Below are 20,888 nucleotides of genomic sequence, written 5' to 3'. Positions count from 1 at the left end.
GTGAATCTTTCTGGAGTCAGGAATGAAAGTAACACTGCCAGAGTTTGAACGTGCTGGGGTTATGGTTGTCGGTGATGTGATGCTGGATCGCTACTGGTATGGGCCAACCAGCCGCATCTCCCCGGAAGCACCTGTTCCGGTGGTCAAGGTCGACACCATTGAAGAGCGTCCTGGCGGCGCGGCAAACGTGGCGATGAACATTGCTTCTCTGGGCGCGCATTCGCGTCTGGTTGGGCTGACCGGTATCGACGATGCGGCGCGTGCGCTGAGCAAGTCGCTGGCGGACGTGAACGTGAAGTGTGACTTCGTTTCTGTTCCGACACACCCGACGATTACCAAACTGCGTGTGCTTTCCCGTAACCAGCAGCTGATCCGCCTCGACTTTGAAGAAGGTTTTGAAGGTGTTGATCCGGAGCCGCTGCACGAGCGCATCAATCAGGCGCTGGGGAATATCGGTGCGCTGGTACTTTCCGACTACGCCAAAGGCGCGCTGGCAAGCGTCCAGAAGATGATCCAGCTGGCGCGTAAAGCGAATGTTCCTGTGCTTATCGACCCGAAAGGGACCGATTTTGAACGCTATCGCGGTGCAACGCTTCTGACGCCAAACCTCTCTGAGTTTGAAGCGGTGGCGGGCAAGTGCAAAACGGAAGCTGAAATTGTCGAACGCGGCATGAAGATCATTGCTGATTTCGAGCTGTCTGCACTGCTGGTGACCCGTTCAGAACAAGGCATGACCCTGATTCAGCCGGGCAAAGCACCTCTGCATATGCCAACCCAGGCGCAGGAAGTGTATGACGTGACCGGTGCTGGCGATACGGTGATTGGCGTACTGGCGGCAACGCTTGCGGCGGGTAACTCGCTTGAAGAAGCCTGCTATTTTGCCAACGCCGCGGCGGGAGTGGTTGTCGGCAAGCTGGGGACATCAACCGTTTCGCCTATCGAGCTGGAAAACGCCGTGCGCGGCCGTGCAGATACCGGTTTCGGTGTGATGAGCGAAGACGAACTGAAAGCCGCTGTTGCCGCCGCACGTAAACGCGGTGAGAAAGTGGTTATGACCAATGGGGTGTTCGATATTCTGCACGCCGGGCATGTCTCGTATCTGGCGAATGCGCGCAAGCTGGGCGATCGCCTGATTGTGGCGGTGAACAGCGATGCGTCAACGAAACGTCTGAAAGGTGAAACACGTCCGGTGAATCCACTGGAACAACGAATGATTGTACTTGGCGCGCTGGAAGCGGTGGACTGGGTTGTCTCCTTTGAAGAAGATACCCCGCAGCGCCTGATCGCAGGCATTTTGCCGGATCTGCTGGTAAAAGGCGGTGATTACAAGCCAGAGCAAATCGCGGGTAGCGAAGAGGTCTGGGCGAACGGCGGTGAAGTGATGGTGCTCAATTTTGAGGACGGGTGTTCAACCACCAACATCATTAAGAAGATCCAGAAAGACAGTCAGTAATCTGTGCGGGCTGGTGCCCTCACCCCAACCCTCTCCCACGGGGAGAGGGCGCAAACACTAAAAACGGCAACCGAGGTTGCCGTTTTGCATTTACCTTACTCCTGATCGTCCACCGGCGGAATAGCCGGGGCTGGCTTCACTTCTTCCGGTGCATTACGGTTTTCCAGCTCGGTTAAACGCTGTTCCAGCAACGCCAGTTTTTCGCGGGTGCGCAACAGTACCTGTGTCTGCACGTCAAACTCTTCACGGCTGACCAAATCAAGGCGAACCAGCTGCGCCTGCAACGTCTGGCGGATTTTCTTCTCAACGTCATCACCAAATTCACGAATGCCTTTCGGCATGGACTCATGGACCTGGCGCGCAATTTGCTCAATTTTTTTCGGGTCAATCATTGTGGCTTCCCTTGATGAAACGGTGTTGATGACCATTGTAGCGCGTCGCGCCCCAGGATAAACCAATATTGTTTGAAGCTTATGCATTGCCCAGGTTAATCAATAGCGTTATAGTTACTTCGCTTATTCTCAGGGCGGGGCGAAATTCCCCACCGGCGGTAAATCAGCGTGACGCTGAAAGCCCGCGAGCGCTTTGGGTGAAAACTCAAAGGTCAGCAGATCCGGTGTAATTCCGGGGCCGACGGTTAGAGTCCGGATGGGAGAGAGTAACGATCAAGTCGGGCATGGGCCCGCTCACGTTATTTTTTTGCTACTTATGTGGCGCTCCTAAGACTGCCCTGATTCTGGTAACCATAATTTTAATGAGGTTTTTTTACCATGAATCAGACGCTACTTTCCTCTTTTGGCACTTCAACTCAGCGTGTTGAACATGCACTGGATGCACTGCGCGAAGGCCGCGGTGTGATGGTGCTTGACGATGAAAACCGTGAAAACGAAGGCGATATGATTTTCGCCGCCGAAAACATGTCCGTTGAACAGATGGCGCTGACCATCCGTCACGGTAGTGGCATCGTTTGCCTGTGTATTACCGAAGATCGTCGTAAGCAGCTTGAGCTGCCGATGATGGTCGAAAACAACACCAGCGCGTTTGGTACCGGTTTTACCGTGACCATCGAAGCGGCGCATGGCGTGACCACCGGTGTTTCTGCGGCCGACCGTCTGACTACGGTACGTGCGGCCATTGCTGATGGTGCAAAACCGTCTGACCTGAACCGTCCGGGCCATGTATTCCCGCTGCGTGCTCAGGCTGGTGGCGTGCTGACCCGTGGCGGTCATACCGAAGCGACTATCGACCTGGTAACTCTGGCTGGCTTCAAACCAGCGGGTGTTCTGTGTGAACTGACCAACGATGACGGCACCATGGCGCGTGCGCCAGAATGCATCACCTTTGCGCGTCTGCACAATATGCCGGTTGTGACCATCGAAGATCTGGTGGAATATCGCCAGGCGCATGAGCGTAAAGCCAGCTGATAAATGCTGAAGTGGAAAAAGCCGGGAGAATCCCGGCTTTTTTGTTTTTAGTGATAGTTGATTTTGAACAGCACCACGGTTTCGAACGGGCCGGACTGAATGGCCTTTCCTGGTACCGGCGACAACTCGGCGGTATAGGTTTGTTCATACTGCAACGTACTGCCTGTGAAATCGGCATACTCGTTGTATTGGTTGTAAGTATATGGCTGGGTGCCGTTAAGTATTCGCAATTTTAGACCGTTACCAATGAGCAGAGCGGTATCTTCATTGCTAAGGGTTTCGGTAGTGTAAAAGGATGAATCCATTTTAAACCCGTCGGAGCATTCTGCATCCTGCACTTTGGTGGTTTTAACGGTGAAGGTGCGAGTACGTGTTTTTTGGTTCACAATGTCCCTGGCGCTAAACGTGCCAAAATCGATCTCCTGGTTTTCAGGATAGATGCTGAAGGTCGCGCCGCAATCCAGGACGATAATGTTGTTTAGACCGTTGATGTGGTACTTAAGGTTTTTAGCATCAGACATCTGGTTTACGCCGCCTTTACCATCGAACTGCACCACAATGTAATCCCCAAGTGAGCTAACGTAACCGTGCGGCGGTATGGCCTTTATTTTGACGTAGAGGCGAAACCGCACCATGAACGTGCGTGAGATATGGATATCGTTAGCGTTGCCAGAACAGATACGATCCTCCCAGCCCATTTGTTTGATTTGATCTGGGGTATAAATTTCTATCTGTTTATTATCAAGGCATTGGGTTGTATCCACGCCGTTTGGCTGCCCAGTTGCGTCGTAGTCCATGCCTTCGTATGTTACGCCGAGCTCGTAGTAAGGATCCGAGGGGGCGGGGTAGGGGTTAACCCAGGCGTAGATATCCTCTTTTTCAAAGTTGCCTGTGGCGTTTTGGTCACAGGTTACCGGGATCTTAATGTCGTTAGATTCCCAGATCTTTTGACCAACTATCGCGTTGCTTGGGATTGAAAAAGGGGTGATTGTTTTTGTTTCTTCTACTGGACCACCTGAGACGCCCAGATAGCAGTTAAGCGCCAGTGCCTCTTTGAGTGGTAGGAGTGAAAACACTATCAGAAACAGTAAATTAGTGATATTTCGCATCTTTCACTATCCTCCTCTCAGTGAGCTGGCACGAGGCTGTTCCTGAACACTTCACATCCACTTTTTTAAGTGCGCCATAATCATCAATGTAACCAATGCTGTAGTAGTCACCGTGGTAATCGCCAGTGGAGGTTGTTGCTGATGCAAAGGGGGCAATCATCAGGCTGTCAAAACCCGGCAACAGCGTCTTCGCATTTTTACTGAGCCAGGCGATAGTGATGTAGTAAGGGGTTGGATTTCGCACGGTCAGACCTTTTGCGGTAGCTGAAATTTCCATGCGCATTTCGGCTTGATCGCCCGGTTTTTTGGTGATGGTTTTAGGACGCCAGAACAGCTTAATGCGGCTCTGCATGGCAACCTGCATGACGCTGCGTTCGTCGCTGACGCTGCTGCTTTTAGGTGGCACTTCACGCAGGTTGAAGTAAAACAGAGACTCCCGATCTTTCGGTAACTGGCTTACCGCCGCTTGTTTGACAATTCTCACCTGCGACGAGGCGCCTGCTTCAATACGCTGGATTGGCGGTAGAGCCATAAAATGGCTGTCCTCTTTTCGCCCGTTTTCGTCTTCAATCCAGGAAAGGGCAAGATACGGCAGGGTTTTGCTCTGATTATCGAACTTCAGACTGCTCGCCTTGTCGCTCTCGGGAAAAACGATCCGCGTACGATCAAGGTTGATAGCCGCGTGGGTGTTCAGTACCGTGCCGAGCAACATCAGGCACAGGGTTTTCTGTGGGGGAAATTTCATCATGGCGCTCTTACTGACATGGCAGCATCAGCTGCATACTGTTTTCAAGGTGTGAAGGCAACGAGAAGCGACACTGATTATTGTCGCCCCACGTGACCAGGAATTGTTGATCCGGCTCGACGGCTCCCAGCCAGACATGGCCTTCATCGGCCACCATCCCGACCTGCAGGCCATTTTCCTGAAGGCGAACCAGAGCGCCGAGAGGAGGCGTACTGGTAGAGGTTCGCAGAATACCGGCAACATCATGACCTGCCCGGGTAGCGATTTGGCGGTAACCAATGGCTCCTTCCGTCCAGGTAGAGGTCTGCACTCGACTATCGACATCGACACCTTCAGGCAGGTTGTTCATGTTGACCTGCACGCTGGCCGGGGAATAGCTGGAAAAGGCCGAAAGCACGCCGATACCTGCCGCATTGGTCACATCCCGGGAGACATTTAGCGGAATGTGACCGATGCCGTCTGTACTTACCATTACGCGAGGTTCATTGCTGTAGCTGCGGCGATGGAAGGCAAAACCTTTCGCCGTTCCGGTCACTGAGCCGTTCCAGCTCGCGCTCATCGAATTATACTCATTCGCTTTATAGCTACCTGAGACGTTGAGATCGCCCATTGAAGAGTAGTGCTGATAATTGCCGCTAAACTGCGCGCCAGCATCGGCTTTTTCGCTCTCAGTTCCTGCGGAGACACCCCAGGTATTATCCCGGTCTGAAGTATCGTACCAGGAGACGTTCTGACTCAGACTGTCGCTGTTGCGCAGGTCATAGTTCAGACGATGGTCAGGATCGAGCGGTACGCTCAGAGAGAGATAGAACTGGTTGTCATCTTCATCTTCATCTTCGTAATGGGTTTTGCTAAACGACAGGGTCACGCCGAGATTTTTCCAGCGGCCAACATCAAAGTTATAGCCCGCAGTGATGCTCCCCGTGGTTGATGGAGAATCATCCCACCAGGTTTGACGCAACATGCTCAGATAAAGGTTGAGTGACAGGGCCGAAATATACTGGCTCGCCGTGACGCTCAGGGTCTGTTTTTCCGTCTGGCTGTCTTTGTCATCGTAATCCAGAAAACGGGCATAGCTCAGGAACTGACGATCGGAATAGCGGTAGCTGGCAAGCGTAAGCTGACTTCCCGTGGTGTCGAAACGTTTGCTGTAGTTGAAGCGATAGCTGTAGCCTGTCTGTGGATCTTGGCCCGGTAGCTCGCTAGTGGCCTGGGTTATGTCAAATGAGAGTGCCCCCAGGTGTTCCATATTTTGTCCAAGCCCGGCGGCGATGGAGTGGTAATAGTCACCATCAGCAAGCGCTCCCCCATAAAGGGATGTTTGTGACAGCATGCCCCAGGAGAACTCGCCGCTCATAAACGCATTGTCTTCTACATCATGCGAGGCATCTTTACGTGCTTTACCTGTCGCGAATTTATAGCGAACCTGTCCTTTACGGGTTAAAAAAGGGACGGATTCTGCGGATACCTGGAACGTGGTTACGCGACCATCGTCTTCTGTCACTTGGACATCCAGCGTTCCTTGCACCGACTGATTGAGATCCTGAATCACAAAGGGACCCGGAGGAACTTTGGTCTGATAAATCACGCGGTCAGCAAGGCTAACGGTTACGGTGGCATTCGTCTGTGCTATGCCCGAAATTTGCGGTGCGTAGCCGCGTAAAGACCATGGCAGCATACGCTCGTCGCTCACCAGCGAGGCCCCGGTATAGGTAAACCCGTCGAAAATGGCGGACTGGAAATCTGTCTCACCGAGCGTCAGTTTTGCTCCAAGCTGAGGAAGCGGGCGGAACATATAGGTGCGGGAGAAGCGCCCGTCATGTTCCGAGCCGCTGTCAGTATGCGTCTGGCTGTATTGATAGTCGCTGCGCAGTCGCCATGCGCCCAGGTTTGCCCCAGCCGTTCCGTATGTGTTGGCATTATCAGAACGGCTTCCGCTGTTCGGTTGATAATGGCTGGCAAACAGGTTGTAATCCAGCAATACGCCAGCCACACCGTTGTCCCAAGTGGAAGGGGGCATCCAGTCCGTCGAGCGGTACTGTAACCAGGCTTGCGGAATTGTCACCTTTAACGTCTGGCTTGCCTGTTCAAAGACAAACTTCATATCTGGCAGCGACGCAAAATCAAGGCAGCCCTCTTTTTCAACCAGAGAGTGGCGTATTTTATCCTGTAAGCCGAAGGTATCGGCCAGCTCCGCAGGAACGCAAACTTGTACAACGTTGTCGACTTTTTTCCAGGTGAGTTGCCAGCCATTTGCCAGTGGGATGTCATTAATGGATACGGTAACGAAATAACGACCGGGTACAACGGAGGTTTGATCTTTGAATTGGGTTAAGTCGACACTTACACGCAGATCTTTATCAATGGCATTAATATTGAATTCGGTACCCGAGGCGATTTTTGTCATTAACAGGCTTGTAATGATGATTATGATTTTTAATTTATATTTCATCATTCTGTTGCTCAAGATAAATAAAGAATTCCGACTGGCATAAAATACCAGCCGGTAGATAGGCGTATTGATATAACTTATTTGTATGCCAACACGTAGTTAGCGGTGGATTCAACCTGGCCCGCTGTTGCCGTTTTACCAGTCAGCAGTTCCATTTGTGCTTTGAAGTGCAGCGTTTGGGTGGTTGAGCCAGCCAGCAGTGCAACTTCGCTTGCGGTGCCCAGCGTAATATTGGCGTCGGCGTTATCCAGCAGACGGACGCCAACATTCTGCGCACCACTGGCATAGGTGTTGCTCATCAGGCTGGTATCAGTTGCATCGGTTGATGCGCTGGTGAACGTAACGTCAACTTTGGTGATTGGGGTGTCGGTTTCATCGGCAGGATCGTCCAACTGGCAGTTTTCCAGATTAATATCTACCGCGACTGGCGAGGATTTTTTGTTGGCATTGATAACGGCTGTTGTTACCTGACCGAGATCGACCTCTTTATCCACGCTGTCTGGTGCAACACTGCATGGTGCATCAATCACGACGCCTTTGAATTTGATCTTGCCAGTACCTTGATCGTCAGCAAAAGCAGAGCCAGAGATGAGTGTCGCCATCACAACGGCTAACAGTGTTTTTGTTCCTGTGTGCATGAAAATATCCTTTTTCAAATGAATTCACATCCTGAATATTATTTCAGGAGGTTACCTTCGAAGTATAACGTTCTGAGAAAGGCTAATGCGATTAACGTGGCTTACAAATGCTTTTAGCTGAAATTAAAATATAAAGGAGGGTGATTTAAGTAGATGATATTCAAGCGGGGTAAGATGAAGGGCGATTATTTATTCATACTAAAATAGCGACCAAAAATGTCTTGTAAAGGACTTGATTATTCAAATAATCAAGAGCATGTGACATTATATGTTAAACGGTATTTATTATATTAATATACGCCTCCGTTTTTCGAAGGCGTATAACATATTAACCAATGCCTGCTGCCTGCAATAATACCAGGCTCAGCCCCATCACTGACATCCCGCACAATACGCCATAACTTGGGTTGTTGTTCGGGTCGATCTCTTTTGCAAGCGGCATCAGTTCGTCAACAGACAAGGCAACCATAATGCCCGCAACGGCTGCCATTATGGCCGCCATTACCACCGGTGAAACCAGGCTACCGAGAATCAGCCACGCCAACACACCACCCAAAATTTCGGCCATCCCTGAAATCCCGGCCCAAAAAATGGCGGTTCGTTTTGATCCGGTAGCCGCATACACCGGCCCGGCAACCGCCAGTCCTTCAGGAATATTGTGCAATGCAACGGCCAGTGCAATGCCCAACCCCATCTCCAGGTTGCTGCTGGCCGTCACATAGGTGGCAACACCTTCCGGGAAGTTATGCAGGCTGATCCCGAGCGTCAGTAAAATAGCGGTACGCTTGATATTGCGCGGGATGGGCGTTACGTTTTTCTGCATTAAGTCCTGCGGATGCGCATGAGGCAACATGCGGTCGAGGGCAAAGTAACCCAGCAATCCCAGCACAAACATGCCATAGCCCAGCAATGGCGACATACCTTCCGTGCCAAGCGCAGCGGGTAGCATCTCCATCAGGGAGATAAGCAGCATGATCCCTGCGGCAAAACCTAATGAAAAGGCCAGCACACGGTTAGACGGCTTTTGGCCGAGAACGCCGAGAATTGCACCAATAAAGGTGGCTGCGCCCGCAAGTATGGTCAGGATCAAAGGTACTGACATGCATTGCTCCTTGTGATAATGATTCTCATTAATATTAAAGATTCATTGTTGGCAAAGCGAGAGGACGGCCTCTGCTTTACACATTCCTTACATTCAAATTTCCTGATGATGATCTTCACGCTTATCTGCGTTCATCTTTGCCAGATTACGCGTAATGTAGAACCATCAAATTGACACCTTCTGTAAGGATATCACCATGACTTCTTCTCGTATGCCAGCACTGTTTTTAGGCCACGGCAGCCCAATGAACGTTCTGGAAGATAACGTCTATACCCGCGCCTGGCGCCATCTGGGAGAGACGTTGCCACGCCCGAAAGCAATTGTGGTGGTTTCCGCGCACTGGTTTACCCGTGGCACAGGCGTGACTGCGATGGAAGCACCGAAAACCATCCATGATTTTGGTGGCTTCCCTCAGGCACTTTATGACACGCATTATCCGGCGCCTGGCTCGCCTGCGCTGGCACAACAGCTGGTGGATCTGCTGGCACCTGTCCCGGTCGCCCTGGATAAAGAAGCCTGGGGTTTTGACCACGGCTCATGGGGCGTGCTCATTAAAATGTATCCTGATGCGGATATCCCAATGGTGCAGTTGAGTATCGACAGCACCAAACCAGCGGCCTGGCATCTGGAGATTGGCCGTAAGCTGGCCTCACTGCGTGATGAGGGCATCATGCTGGTGGCGAGCGGTAACGTGGTGCATAACCTGCGTACTGCACGCTGGCACGGGGAGAATACGCCGTACCCATGGGCAACATCATTCAACGATTTTGTAAAAGCGAATCTGACCTGGCAAGGCCCGGTTGAGCAGCACCCTCTGGTGAACTATCTGGAACACGAAGGCGGTTCGCTCTCTAACCCAACGCCGGATCACTTCCTGCCGCTGCTGTATGTATTAGGCGCGTGGGATGGCCAGGAGCCGATTACAATCCCGGTAGATGGTATTGAGATGGGTAGCCTGAGTATGTTGTCGGTGCAGGTGGGGTAATAAACGCAAAACGGCAACCCTGGTTGCCGTTTTTAGTGTTTGCACCCTCTCCCCGTGGGAGAGGGATGGGGTGAGGGCATCAGGCCGCAATTTACTCTACGAAAACATGCGGATAGAACCGTGACAGATCCTGAGTGATCAGCGCGCGATCTTCGCGGATACCGATCCCGGCTGGCTGATCGTTGATGAGCCAGCTCCCAATCAGCGTATAGCTGTCGCCAAACTTCGGCAGTTGATAAAATGCCTGGACGATCATCCCTTCTTCGCCGTAAGGCCCTTCAACCGCTTCCAGCGTTTTGCCGTTTTCGATGATGGACACGTTCGCCCCTTCGCGAGAGAAAATGGGCTTCACGACGTATTTGTCCATCGGCGGGAAATCATCTTCAGCGAAGTAAGCGGGCAGCAGGTTCGGGTGGTTCGGGAACATCTCCCATAGCATCGGCAGCAGTGCCTTGTTGGAGATAATGCTCTTCCAGGCAGGCTCCAGCCAGCGGACACCGGCATCTTCCAGCTTGGTAGAGAACATCTCGCGCAGCATATATTCCCACGGGTAGAGCTTGAACAGGTTACTGATCACCTGATCCTGCAAATCCGTGAACTGACCTTTTTCTCCCAGGCCGATGTCTTCAATATAAAGGAACTCGGTAGCCACTTCGGCTTCGGCCGCACAGTCCTGTAAATACTGCACTGTGCCGCGATCTTCTTCCGTATCGCGACAGCAGGCGAGATGCAGCAGGTTAAAGCCATGCTGCTCACGCAGTTCGCCAAAGCGTTCAATCAGCTTTTCCTGAAGGCTGTTGAACTGGTCACTGCCTTCCGGCAGGTTTCCGGCGTTCACCTGGTCTTCGAGCCAAATCCACTGGAAGAACGCAGCCTCATACAAAGAGGTTGGCGTGTCGGCGTTGTTTTCTAAAAGCTTAGGTTCGCCCACACCATCCCAGGCCAGGTCGAGGCGCGAGTAAAGCGATGGCTGGCTGGTTTTCCATGACTGGCGAACGAAGCTCCAGGTGTGTTTTGGAATGCGGAATTTAGCCATCAGCTCGTCGCTGTCGATGACTTTATCAACCACTTTCAGGCACATCTGGTGCAGCTCGGCGGTCACCTCTTCCAGTTTCTCTACCTGGGCGAGGGTAAGCTTGTAATAGGCGTCTTCACACCAGTACGGCTCACCGTACATGGTGTGAAAGTTAAAGCCGTATTCGGTCGCTTTTTCGCGCCAGTCCGGGCGCTCGGTGATACTGACTCGTTCCATGATCAGCCGCCCATTGAACGGGTAGAAGAACCGGTTGCGCTACGCTGCATGGAGGTTTGTTTTGCAACTGACTCACCAAAACCGCCGCGGGTAATGGTACTGGTGGTCGCAGGTTTTGGCGCCATTGCGGTTTTCGGCACGGTCATTGTGCGGCCGGGTTGCGCTGCACCGTAACCTTTACCGCTGGCATCGGTGTACTGGCCGTACGCCGGGCTTGCCGGGTTTTTCGAGCTAAACAGCGGCTGTTGCTGGTAGCCAGCACCGCCGCCCATCAGACGACCCATCATGTAACCGGCCATCAGCGGCATCCAGAAGCTGCCGCTGGATTGTGCCTGTGCCTGGTTTTCAGGTGCCGTGCCTGCCTGAGCAGGGGCCTGCTGGCACTGGCCTTCGCCAAATTCAGCGATGCAGTCTTCACGTGAGGCATATTTCGGTGCGGTACGCTCTGCTTCTTTCAGCGCGGTGTTGTACGCAGTGGTACATTCTGCGGCTTTGCCGGTGGCGGCTGAACAGTCGTCCGCGTTCTGATACAGCGATACCGTTTCGTCGGTTTTCTCACAGCCCGCCAGCATAAAGACGGCGGTGATCGCCAGCGCGACAGGAGTGAGATGGCGCGCGTTCCAGCTTTTGCGGAACGATGCGTGATTAATCGATTTTGTCCGTTTCATTTTTGTCTTCCAGGACCCAGTGGTAGAACGAAGTAAATAAGGCTCAGGATAGAGGATGAGTGGTCGAAAATGAAGCTAAGAGGGGCGGAAACAGGGAGATCTTTACGTTGACTTACGTTCGGATGTGATTTTGCGCCGGGTGGCGCTGCGCTTACCCGGCCTACGATTATGTAGGCCCGATAAGCGAAGCGCCATCGGGCAATGCTTAGTTACGGAACGGATTGCTGCCGGTGTTGGTACGTGCTGCCGCTGGTTGTGCAGCAGGCGCGCTGCCTTCAGCGTTGAAGTTATCCACCGCGGCAACCTGCTGTGGGTTTTCAGGCGCAACGCTATCTGGCGATGTAGAAACCGGTTTGCCGAGTGCAGCGTTCAACCCTTGCAGATCCTGCTCATTCAACGTACCCAGCGCTGATTTGATGTTCAGCTGGTTAATCAGGTAAGTGTAACGTGCACTGGAGAGCTGTTGTTTTGCGTTATACAGCGTGGTGGTCGCGTCCAGCACGTCAACGATGGTACGAGTACCCACCGAGTAGCCTGCTTCCATCGCATCCAGGGAGCTTTGTGCAGAAACAACGGCTTGTTTATAGGCGTTGATGCTGCTGATAGAGGCGTTGACGTTGTTGAAGGATGAACGTACGGTCTGAACAACGTTGCGGTGTGCGCTTTCCAGCTGCTCGCTGGCACCCACGAAGTTGTACTGCGCTTGTTTCACCTGCGAGTTCACCATCCCACCCTGATACAGCGGCAGAGAGAAGCTCAGGCCGACTTTGTTCTGGCCGATGTTGCTGTCGTCATACTGGGTGGAGTTAGTTTTAGAACCACTGTAGGTGGTGTCAGACACGCCAGTCGACGCGCTCAGACTCAGGGTTGGCAGATGGCCATCCTGTGCCTGACGAATCTGTTCACGCGCCAGATCCTGGCTCAGACGTGCCTGAAGCAAGGTCAGGTTGCGGTTTTCTGCTTCTTTCAGCAGCGCATTTACCGTCTGTGGTTTGTCCGTTTTGAAATGGTCCACGTTCAGCGAGGCCAGTTCAGGGTAGTAGTTACCGGTGACCTGACGCAGTGATTCCAGCGCATTATCAAGGTTATTACGCGCGGTCACTTCGTTTGCCAGTACGCTATCGTATTGTGAACGGGCGTTTTGTACGTCAGTGATGGCAACCAGGCCCACGTTGAAACGCTGGGTCGTTTGGTCTAACTGGCGATAAATTGCCTGTTTTTGCGCTTCGGTGTAGGAGAGCGAGTCAATCGCGCTCAGCACGTTGAAGTACGCCGTTGCGGTATTCAGGATCAGCGTCTGCTGGTCGGTCTGATAGGTGACATCCTGGATGCCTGCGCTCTTTTCCTGCAAGGTCAGCGCACGCCATTTGGACATATCAAACAGAGTTTGCGTTAATTGCAGTGATGCGCTGGTCGCATTGGAGTTAACGCCGTTAGAATCGCGGAAACCGTTGCTGTAGGTGTAATCTGCACCTAAGCCCAGTTGTGGCAGCAGCGGGCTACGCGCTTCGTTAATTTTCTCAAACGCAGCATCACGGTCGGCCGCTGACTTACGCAGATCAGGGTTGCCCAGACGTGCCTGCTGATAAACCTGTAACAGATTCTCTGCCTGGCTCATTGCGCTGAAGCCCGTCAGGCTCAGGCCGATAAGGATGGGGAGCAATTTCTTCATTTGCATTCCTTGTTGTGAAGCAGTATTAGCGCTGATCTAATTAAAAAATAATTGTCGATTCTAACAGAATCTTCCACACCTAAAGGTTGGCGTTACGTGCCATCCGGCTGTAATTTGCACCAATCTATCATATAGCCTTATAAACAGCCTTGAAATTAATGATTTCAACACTATTGCTACAAGGGTATGACTCATGCAAAAACCAGATAAGTTGCCAGTGACATTCGCCAAAAACGATGTAGAAATTATTGCACGAGAAACGCTATATAGCGGTTTTTTTTCGATGGATCTTTACCGTTTCAGGCATCGCCTGTTTAACGGGCAGATGAGCGGCGAGATCAGGCGTGAAATTTTTGAGCGCGGTCATGCGGCAGTGTTGCTACCCTTTGACCCAGTGCGTGATGAAGTGGTACTGATTGAGCAGATCCGAATTGCGGCGTATGACGTTAGCCCAAGCCCGTGGTTGCTGGAGATGGTCGCCGGGATGATTGAAGAGGGTGAGACGGTTGAAGATGTTGCCCGTCGCGAAGCGCAGGAAGAAGCAGGGCTGGTGGTTGGCCGCACCAAACCGGTGCTCAGCTACCTGGCAAGCCCTGGTGGCACCAGCGAGCGCTTGTCTATTATGGTTGGCGAAGTGGACGCCACGACGGCGGAAGGGATTCACGGTCTGGCAGATGAAAACGAAGATATTCGGGTTCATGTGGTGAGTCGGGAGCAGGCTTACCAGTGGGTTGAAGAGGGGAAAATCGACAACGCAGCGTCTGTCATCGCCCTGCAATGGCTGCAACTGCATTATCAGACATTACGAAACGAGTGGAAAAAATGAAGCGTTATACACCTGACTTCCCAGAAATGATGCGCTTGTGCGAAACCAATTTTGCACAATTGCGCCGCCTGCTGCCGCGAAACGACGCACCCGGCGAAACGGTGAGCTATCAGGTGAGCAACGCGCAGTATCGGTTAACGATTACAGAATCAACGCGCTACACTACGCTTGTGGAAATCGAGCAAACGGCCCCCAGCATTAGTTACTGGAGCCTGCCGTCAATGACGGTGCGCCTGTATCACGACGCGATGGTCGCTGAAGTGTGTTCAAGCCAGCAGATCTTTCGCTTCAAGGCGCGGTATGATTATCCGAATAAAAAGTTGCATCAACGCGACGAAAAGCATCAAATTAACCAGTTTTTAGCTGACTGGCTAAGATATTGTTTAGCACATGGAGCAATGGCGATTCCGGTTTGTTAGCGTCATAAACCTACCTAAGGACACCATTTGGAAAGCCTGTTGAACCTGACTGTTGCTGGTGGGGCGCCAGTCAGGATATTACAAATTACCGATACTCACCTGTTTGCCGAAAAGCATGAGACTCTGCTGGGAGTGAACACCTGGGAGAGTTATCAGGCAGTACTTGGCGCGATTCACGCGGAAAACCGTCCTTGCGATTTAATTGTCGCGACGGGAGACCTCGCGCAGGATCAATCCTCCGCGGCCTATCAGCATTTTGCTGAGGGTATCGCGAGTTTTAACGTGCCTTGCGTCTGGTTGCCGGGCAACCATGACTTCCAGCCCGCCATGTACAGCGCGCTTCAGGAGGCAGGTATCTCTCCGGCCAAAACCGTCATCGTGGGCGACCAGTGGCAAATCCTGCTGCTCGACAGCCAGGTATTTGGCGTGCCGCACGGCGAGCTAAGCGAGTTTCAGCTCGAATGGCTGGAGAAAAAACTTGCCGCCGAGCCAGAACGCCATACGCTGCTGTTGCTCCATCATCATCCGTTACCGGCTGGCTGTAGCTGGCTTGATCAGCACAGCTTACGCAACTCTGCGGCGCTGGACCGTGTTCTGGTCAAATTCCCACGGGTGAAAAATCTGCTTTGCGGACACATTCATCAGGAACAGGATCTCGACTGGAACGGCCGCCGGATGCTGGCTACACCTTCTACCTGCGTGCAGTTTAAACCGCATTGCGCCAACTTTACCCTGGATACCATTGCACCAGGCTGGCGCTGGCTGGAACTCCACGCCGATGGCGTGCTGACCACTGAAGTGTGCCGTCTGTCAGGGTTAAAATTCCGTCCAGATACCGCTTCAGAAGGCTATTGATGTCTACGCTCCTTTACCTGCATGGGTTTAACAGTTCGCCGCGTTCCGCGAAAGCGACACAGTTTCGCGCGTGGCTGAGCGAACATCATCCGCATGTTGAGATGATTATCCCGCAGCTGCCGCCATACCCGGCTGACGCCGCAGAAATGCTGGAATCTATCGTGCTGGAGCACGGCGGGGAATCCCTGGGTGTCGTCGGCTCCTCACTGGGCGGTTATTACGCCACCTGGCTATCGCAATGCTTCATGCTGCCTGCGGTAGTGGTCAACCCGGCGGTACGGCCATTTGAGCTGTTACGGGACTTTCTTGGTCAAAACGAGAACCCCTACACCGGACAGCAATATGTGCTAGAGTCTCGCCATATTTACGATCTCAAAGTTATGCAGGTAGACCCGCTTGAAGCGCCCGATCTTATCTGGCTGCTGCAACAAACGGGAGATGAAGTGCTGGATTACCGCCAGGCAGTGGCGTATTACGCATCCTGCCGCCAGACTATAGAAGAGGGCGGAAACCATGCTTTCACGGACTTTGAAGATCATTTCACCCAGATTGTCGATTTTCTTGGACTGCACAGCCTCTGACAATCAATGCGAATTGCTAGTTTAAATCATGACGCAAACCTATAACGCTGATGCCATTGAGGTACTCACCGGTCTTGAGCCGGTTCGCCGCCGCCCGGGGATGTACACCGATACGACGCGCCCAAACCACCTGGGCCAGGAAGTTATTGATAACAGTGTGGACGAAGCGCTGGCAGGCCATGCCAAACGCGTAGACGTGATCCTGCACGCCGATCAGTCGCTGGAAGTGATTGATGACGGCCGCGGGATGCCGGTCGATATCCACCCGGAAGAGGGTGTCCCTGCTGTTGAGCTGATCCTCTGTCGTCTGCACGCGGGCGGTAAGTTCTCTAACAAGAACTACCAGTTCTCAGGCGGCTTGCACGGCGTGGGGATCTCCGTGGTTAACGCCCTGTCTAAGCGCGTGGAAGTGAACGTTCGCCGCGACGGTCAGGTATACAACATCGCGTTCGAAAACGGCGAGAAGGTGCAGGAACTCCAGGTTGTTGGCACATGCGGTAAACGCAATACCGGCACCAGCGTCCACTTCTGGCCAGACGAAAGCTTCTTTGACAGCCCACGTTTTTCTGTTTCTCGCCTGACGCACCTGCTGAAAGCCAAAGCTGTGCTGTGCCCGGGCGTGGAAATCACCTTTAAAGACCACGTTAACAATACCGAGCAAACCTGGTGCTACGCCGATGGTCTGAACGATTATCTTTGTGAAGCGGTAAACGGCCTGCCTACGCTGCCGGAAAAACCGTTTGTTGGTAATTTTAACGGTGACACCGAAGCGGTGGACTGGGCGCTGCTGTGGCTGCCGGAAGGCGGCGAACTGCTGACGGAAAGCTACGTCAACCTGATCCCAACCATGCTTGGCGGTACGCACGTCAACGGCCTGCGTCAGGGGTTGCTGGACGCGATGCGCGAGTTCTGCGAATACCGCAACATTCTGCCGCGTGGCGTGAAGCTGTCGGCGGAAGATATCTGGGATCGCTGCGCATACGTTCTGTCCGTGAAGATGCAAGACCCGCAGTTTGCCGGTCAGACCAAAGAACGCCTGTCATCGCGCCAGTGCGCGGCCTTCGTTTCTGGCGTGGTCAAAGATGCTTTTACCCTGTGGCTGAACCAGAACGTCCAGGCGGCAGAGATGCTGGCCGAAATGGCCATTTCCAGCGCGCAGCGTCGTCTGCGTGCGGCGAAGAAAGTAGTGCGCAAAAAGCTGACCAGCGGCCCTGCGCTGCCGGGCAAACTGGCCGACTGCACCGCACAGGATCTCAACCGTACCGAACTGTTCCTTGTGGAAGGGGACTCGGCGGGCGGATCCGCCAAACAGGCGCGCGATCGTGAATATCAGGCGATCATGCCGCTTAAGGGTAAGATCCTGAATACCTGGGAAGTCTCTTCCGATGAAGTGCTGGCCTCGCAGGAAGTGCACGATATCTCTGTGGCGATCGGCATCGATCCTGACAGCGACGATCTGAGCCAGCTGCGCTACGGTAAGATCTGTATCCTCGCGGATGCGGACTCCGATGGCCTGCACATTGCCACGCTGCTCTGCGCGCTGTTTGTGAAGCATTTCAGAACGCTGGTGAAAAACGGTCACGTCCACGTGGCGCTGCCGCCGCTGTACCGTATCGATCTCGGCAAAGAGGTGTACTACGCGCTGACGGAAGAAGAGAAAGCAGGCGTGCTGGAACAGCTCAAGCGCAAAAAGGGCAAACCAAACGTTCAGCGCTTTAAAGGGCTGGGTGAAATGAACCCGATGCAGTTGCGTGAAACCACGCTTGATCCGAACACGCGCCGTCTGGTGCAGCTGACGATAAGTGATGAAGACGAACAGCAAACCAACGCCATGATGGATATGCTCCTTGCCAAGAAGCGCTCGGAAGACCGACGTAACTGGCTACAGGAGAAAGGCGATATGGCGGATATTGAGGCCTGATATAACCCCCCACGCTGCAGTAACCTTTCCGACCGGCATCATCCGATGCCGGTTTCCCCTCTAATAAAAAATAATCATCCACCTTCAGTAAAACCGGGCTTTTCTCCTAATTCTCTCTCTATGTGACAATTAGCATGCTAAGCATATTTTTTCACCTGCAGACCGGGCGTATAGTTCTGCTCATTAATCACACTTTTCATACGGATATGAAATGCCCCACTTTGTCAGTATTGATGCACTCGGGCTCGCCCTTGACGGGGATAAAACCACCACCGGTGCCCGCTGTATCAGCTCCCTTCCCGCTAATCAGGACACCGGCAGAGGCATGGTTCGCGTGGGCGATAAAACAACGTGTTGCCCCCTCTGTAAAATTCCCGGCACCATTGTCACCGGCACGCCGGATTTCATTATTGACGGAATCTGGGCTGCCATTCATGACTCTGAAGTCAAATGTGGCTGTCCGGCAGGCAGCAATCGCATTATCGTCCCTTTGTCTGACGTCAGTGCGATAACTCAGGACATTGTACAACCCACGGGGCATTCGTCATTCAGCAGGCAGACAGAAGAACTGCGAACCTCATTCCCTCCATTCCCTTCTCCGCACATTTCTTCACCGCTTTCCCCGCCATCTGAGTCAAATTCCTCCACGCCGCAAGAGGTGACGCTGACCATCGGCCTCTTTTTTGACGGTACGGGGAATAATGCCGTTAACACGGAGAACATGATGAAAGCCTGTACGGCCAGGCACTTCGACTACACCAGCGTGGAAGCTGAGGTCATTATGACCCGGTGTGCACGCGAGGAATTTGGGGTGTCCGGCATCAGCGCAGGCAGCTACATCGGGTATTACACCAATGTGCACTGGCTGCACACGTTGTATCAGACCGATCTGTTACCCGACAGCACTGAGGTTCAGGCGTCACTGTATATCGACGGTATCGGCACGGAAGCGGGCAAACCCGATAGTCTGATTGGCCAGTCACTGGGGATTGCGGATACGGGCGTGATTGCCAAAACGGATAAAACGGTAGCGGGTCTGATATCGAAAGTTGAGCAGACTCTTCGAAATTTAAAAAACCTTCTAAATAGACCACTATTAATTGTTAAATCAATCCAGTTCGATATTTTCGGATTCAGCCGTGGTGCCGCTGCGGCACGTCATTTCGCTAACCGTGTCCTGGCTCAGGACAGCGCGATTATCGCCGCCATTCGTCAGGGACTGAACGGCATCGCCTTTCAGGGGCTGCCAGCCGGAAAGACCCGTTTTATTGGCATATTTGACACCGTTGCGGCCATTGGCAGTCCGGTGAACGGCATGAATCCCCACTCAGCCAGTACCGGAGAGGTGAAAATCACCTTGCCTGCCGGCATAGCGGAGAAGGTTTTCCATATCACGGCAGAGAATGAGTGCCGGTTTAACTTTGCCCTGAACAGCGTCCGGCCCGTATGGCCAGAGCTGGTTTTGCCAGGATCGCATTCTGACATTGGCGGGGGCTATCTGCCGCTGGTGCGGGAAAACTTCTTCCTCACTCGTCCAGTTACGGAGACGGTACCCCTCAGCCAGCCGGGGATCCAGACACGCAGCTATCAGCGGCTGGTACAGCAACTTCCGCAGCTGGATACGGTGCCCAGTCTCGCTCCGATTCTGCGGACCAGTAACATTCTGGCTGAAACCTGGTATGACGACCGGCTTCCACCGGATCGCTATGGGCAGTTTCAGAAACGAAGTTATTCAGCGCTGACGCTGCGAAACCGGTTGATTCGTAACGACTGGGCAAAGGTGATACTGCGGGTGATGATCGAGGCGGCTAAAGAGTCTGGGGTGAATTTCAAATCTGTTCAGGATAATGATGCTCTCATTATTCCAGAAGATTTAAGTACATTCTGTGACAAGGCCTTGCAGATGGGAAAAGCAGTACGTGATGGCAAAGTGCCACCCGCTTTTACTCCGCAGGAAATGAATCTTCTGGCCCGTTCATATATCCACTACTCCGCTAACTGGAACCCCGTCGTGACAAATGCCCGTGGAGATATTCAGGGCGGCGCAGCGCTGGCTGAGCTGATTAGCTTCGTCAATCGCCCCGATGAAAACTGGCGGCGTACACGCTATAACATGGATAGAGAAAAATTTTGAAACAACGCGGATTGTTGCTTTTTTTAATTTTCATCACCCTCACGGGGTGTCAGGCAGTCGCGCCCACGACACCCGAAGAGACGGGTGGGATGCCTTACGGGAAATGGGACTTTGCTTTCTTCACCCCGAAAGCGCTGTATGCCGAAGTCACGCAGGCGCTGATTATTGATGAGAAGGGTGTGGTGTATACCTTCCGGACGCTGGATTCCGTGCAGGACAGTGCCATTACAGTGGGAGCATGGAGTAACCGGGTACGACGGAACGCGCAGTTTAACCAGGCGCGTCACCCGCCCGTGATGATGCTGTTCTGCTGGGATTCGGTCATCGACAAAAAGACCTATGAGACCCGGATAGTTTTTCCGGCGTCGCTGAAGTCCAGAATGCTGACGCCTACCGGCCAGGACTCATACGGCACCACGTGGTATGACACGTTGCTGATTGGTCTGGCCCCGGAAGGCAGGGTGCGTATCTGGCTGCAGAACAGCGGGATTGGCGATAACCTGCCGGTAGAGCCGCAGCGGCTCACCACGCTGTCCGGCGACAGGCTGGATGCCTGCAAGGGAATTACACATTTTTCACATGGCTACAGATATACGGAAGATACGGTGGAGTTCATCAAAGGTAAAGCCTACCCGTATGGACAGTGGTAAGG

The 20,888-nt window shown here is 53.0% G+C and carries 19 protein-coding genes and 1 riboswitch; of the genes, 10 read left to right on the top strand and 9 right to left on the bottom strand.

What is annotated here, in order from left to right; translation table 11 throughout:
* Positions 1-22 precede the first annotated feature (22 nt).
* Entirely contained in the window at positions 23-1,453 is a 1,431-nt protein-coding gene (gene hldE, locus M987_RS02130; protein WP_014071797.1) for a bifunctional D-glycero-beta-D-manno-heptose-7-phosphate kinase/D-glycero-beta-D-manno-heptose 1-phosphate adenylyltransferase HldE, read from the top strand.
* A gap of 95 nt (positions 1,454-1,548) precedes the next feature.
* Here the strand turns inward: hldE and ubiK are convergent, their stop codons facing one another.
* Positions 1,549-1,845, bottom strand: a complete 297-nt coding sequence (gene ubiK / locus M987_RS02125; RefSeq protein WP_014071796.1) for a ubiquinone biosynthesis accessory factor UbiK — start codon at positions 1,843-1,845, stop codon at positions 1,549-1,551.
* 121 nt (positions 1,846-1,966) lie between these two features.
* A riboswitch (FMN riboswitch) is annotated at positions 1,967-2,117 on the top strand.
* A gap of 106 nt (positions 2,118-2,223) precedes the next feature.
* On the opposite strand from ubiK, the gene ribB reads away from it, so the two are divergent.
* A complete protein-coding gene (gene ribB / locus M987_RS02120; RefSeq protein ID WP_014071795.1) occupies positions 2,224-2,877 on the top strand; it encodes a 3,4-dihydroxy-2-butanone-4-phosphate synthase in 654 nt (217 codons plus the stop codon).
* A 47-nt stretch (positions 2,878-2,924) separates the two neighbouring features.
* On the opposite strand, the gene M987_RS02115 is transcribed toward ribB, so the two are convergent.
* The 5 genes from M987_RS02115 to zupT form a co-directional block, all read right to left on the bottom strand.
* On the bottom strand, positions 2,925-3,986 hold the full coding sequence (locus M987_RS02115) for a fimbrial protein (RefSeq protein ID WP_014071794.1): 1,062 nt from the start codon (positions 3,984-3,986) through the stop codon (positions 2,925-2,927).
* Positions 3,970-4,731, bottom strand: a complete 762-nt coding sequence (locus tag M987_RS02110) for a fimbrial biogenesis chaperone (RefSeq protein ID WP_014071793.1) — start codon at positions 4,729-4,731, stop codon at positions 3,970-3,972. The genes M987_RS02115 and M987_RS02110 overlap by 17 nt, the downstream gene beginning before the upstream one ends.
* Before the next feature lie 10 nt (positions 4,732-4,741).
* Entirely contained in the window at positions 4,742-7,186 is a 2,445-nt protein-coding gene (locus M987_RS02105) for a fimbria/pilus outer membrane usher protein (RefSeq protein ID WP_014071792.1), read from the bottom strand.
* Positions 7,187-7,260: 74 nt separating this feature from the next.
* Positions 7,261-7,821 carry a fimbrial protein gene (locus M987_RS02100; RefSeq protein ID WP_014071791.1) on the bottom strand — a complete coding sequence of 187 codons (561 nt, stop codon included), beginning with the start codon at positions 7,819-7,821 and terminating at the stop codon, positions 7,261-7,263.
* 328 nt (positions 7,822-8,149) lie between these two features.
* Positions 8,150-8,923 (bottom strand): zinc transporter ZupT, encoded by a 774-nt coding sequence (gene zupT / locus M987_RS02095; RefSeq protein WP_014071790.1) that lies wholly within the window; start codon positions 8,921-8,923, stop codon positions 8,150-8,152.
* A 196-nt stretch (positions 8,924-9,119) separates the two neighbouring features.
* Between zupT and ygiD the strand changes: the two genes are divergently transcribed.
* A complete protein-coding gene (gene ygiD / locus M987_RS02090; protein WP_014071789.1) occupies positions 9,120-9,908 on the top strand; it encodes a 4,5-DOPA-extradiol-dioxygenase in 789 nt (262 codons plus the stop codon).
* A 91-nt stretch (positions 9,909-9,999) separates the two neighbouring features.
* Here ygiD and M987_RS02085 read toward each other — a convergent pair whose 3' ends face one another.
* From M987_RS02085 to tolC, 3 genes are all read right to left on the bottom strand, one after another.
* Positions 10,000-11,160, bottom strand: coding sequence for a glutathionylspermidine synthase family protein (locus tag M987_RS02085; RefSeq protein WP_014071788.1), 1,161 nt, complete (start codon positions 11,158-11,160; stop codon positions 10,000-10,002).
* A 2-nt stretch (positions 11,161-11,162) separates the two neighbouring features.
* Positions 11,163-11,828 (bottom strand): DUF1190 family protein, encoded by a 666-nt coding sequence (locus M987_RS02080; protein WP_014071787.1) that lies wholly within the window; start codon positions 11,826-11,828, stop codon positions 11,163-11,165.
* Positions 11,829-12,033: 205 nt separating this feature from the next.
* Positions 12,034-13,500, bottom strand: coding sequence for an outer membrane channel protein TolC (gene tolC / locus M987_RS02075; RefSeq protein ID WP_014071786.1), 1,467 nt, complete (start codon positions 13,498-13,500; stop codon positions 12,034-12,036).
* Positions 13,501-13,693: 193 nt separating this feature from the next.
* Here tolC and nudF point away from each other — a divergent pair, with 193 nt between their 5' ends.
* From nudF to M987_RS02040, 7 genes are all read left to right on the top strand, one after another.
* The gene (nudF, locus tag M987_RS02070) at positions 13,694-14,326 is read left to right on the top strand and encodes an ADP-ribose diphosphatase (RefSeq protein WP_014071785.1); all 633 of its coding nucleotides are present in this window, start codon (positions 13,694-13,696) and stop codon (positions 14,324-14,326) included.
* On the top strand, positions 14,323-14,745 hold the full coding sequence (locus tag M987_RS02065; RefSeq protein WP_003862516.1) for a DUF1249 family protein: 423 nt from the start codon (positions 14,323-14,325) through the stop codon (positions 14,743-14,745). Before nudF ends, M987_RS02065 begins: the two co-directional genes overlap by 4 nt.
* Before the next feature lie 27 nt (positions 14,746-14,772).
* Positions 14,773-15,600 (top strand): 3',5'-cyclic-AMP phosphodiesterase, encoded by an 828-nt coding sequence (gene cpdA / locus M987_RS02060; RefSeq protein ID WP_014071784.1) that lies wholly within the window; start codon positions 14,773-14,775, stop codon positions 15,598-15,600.
* The gene (gene yqiA / locus M987_RS02055; protein WP_014071783.1) at positions 15,600-16,181 is read left to right on the top strand and encodes an esterase YqiA; all 582 of its coding nucleotides are present in this window, start codon (positions 15,600-15,602) and stop codon (positions 16,179-16,181) included. The genes cpdA and yqiA overlap by 1 nt, the downstream gene beginning before the upstream one ends.
* A 28-nt stretch (positions 16,182-16,209) precedes the next feature.
* Positions 16,210-18,102 carry a DNA topoisomerase IV subunit B gene (parE, locus tag M987_RS02050; protein ID WP_014071782.1) on the top strand — a complete coding sequence of 631 codons (1,893 nt, stop codon included), beginning with the start codon at positions 16,210-16,212 and terminating at the stop codon, positions 18,100-18,102.
* A 211-nt stretch (positions 18,103-18,313) separates the two neighbouring features.
* Positions 18,314-20,236 carry a PAAR domain-containing protein gene (locus tag M987_RS02045; protein WP_014071781.1) on the top strand — a complete coding sequence of 641 codons (1,923 nt, stop codon included), beginning with the start codon at positions 18,314-18,316 and terminating at the stop codon, positions 20,234-20,236.
* On the top strand, positions 20,230-20,886 hold the full coding sequence (locus M987_RS02040; protein WP_041162129.1) for a DUF2931 family protein: 657 nt from the start codon (positions 20,230-20,232) through the stop codon (positions 20,884-20,886). Before M987_RS02045 ends, M987_RS02040 begins: the two co-directional genes overlap by 7 nt.
* The last annotated feature ends 2 nt before the right edge of the window (positions 20,887-20,888 follow it).

It is taken from the genome of Enterobacter soli ATCC BAA-2102 (assembly GCF_001654845.1).
In the GTDB taxonomy this organism is placed as follows: Bacteria; Pseudomonadota; Gammaproteobacteria; order Enterobacterales; family Enterobacteriaceae; genus Enterobacter; species Enterobacter soli.
This window is presented reverse-complemented; position numbering and strand designations above follow the sequence as displayed.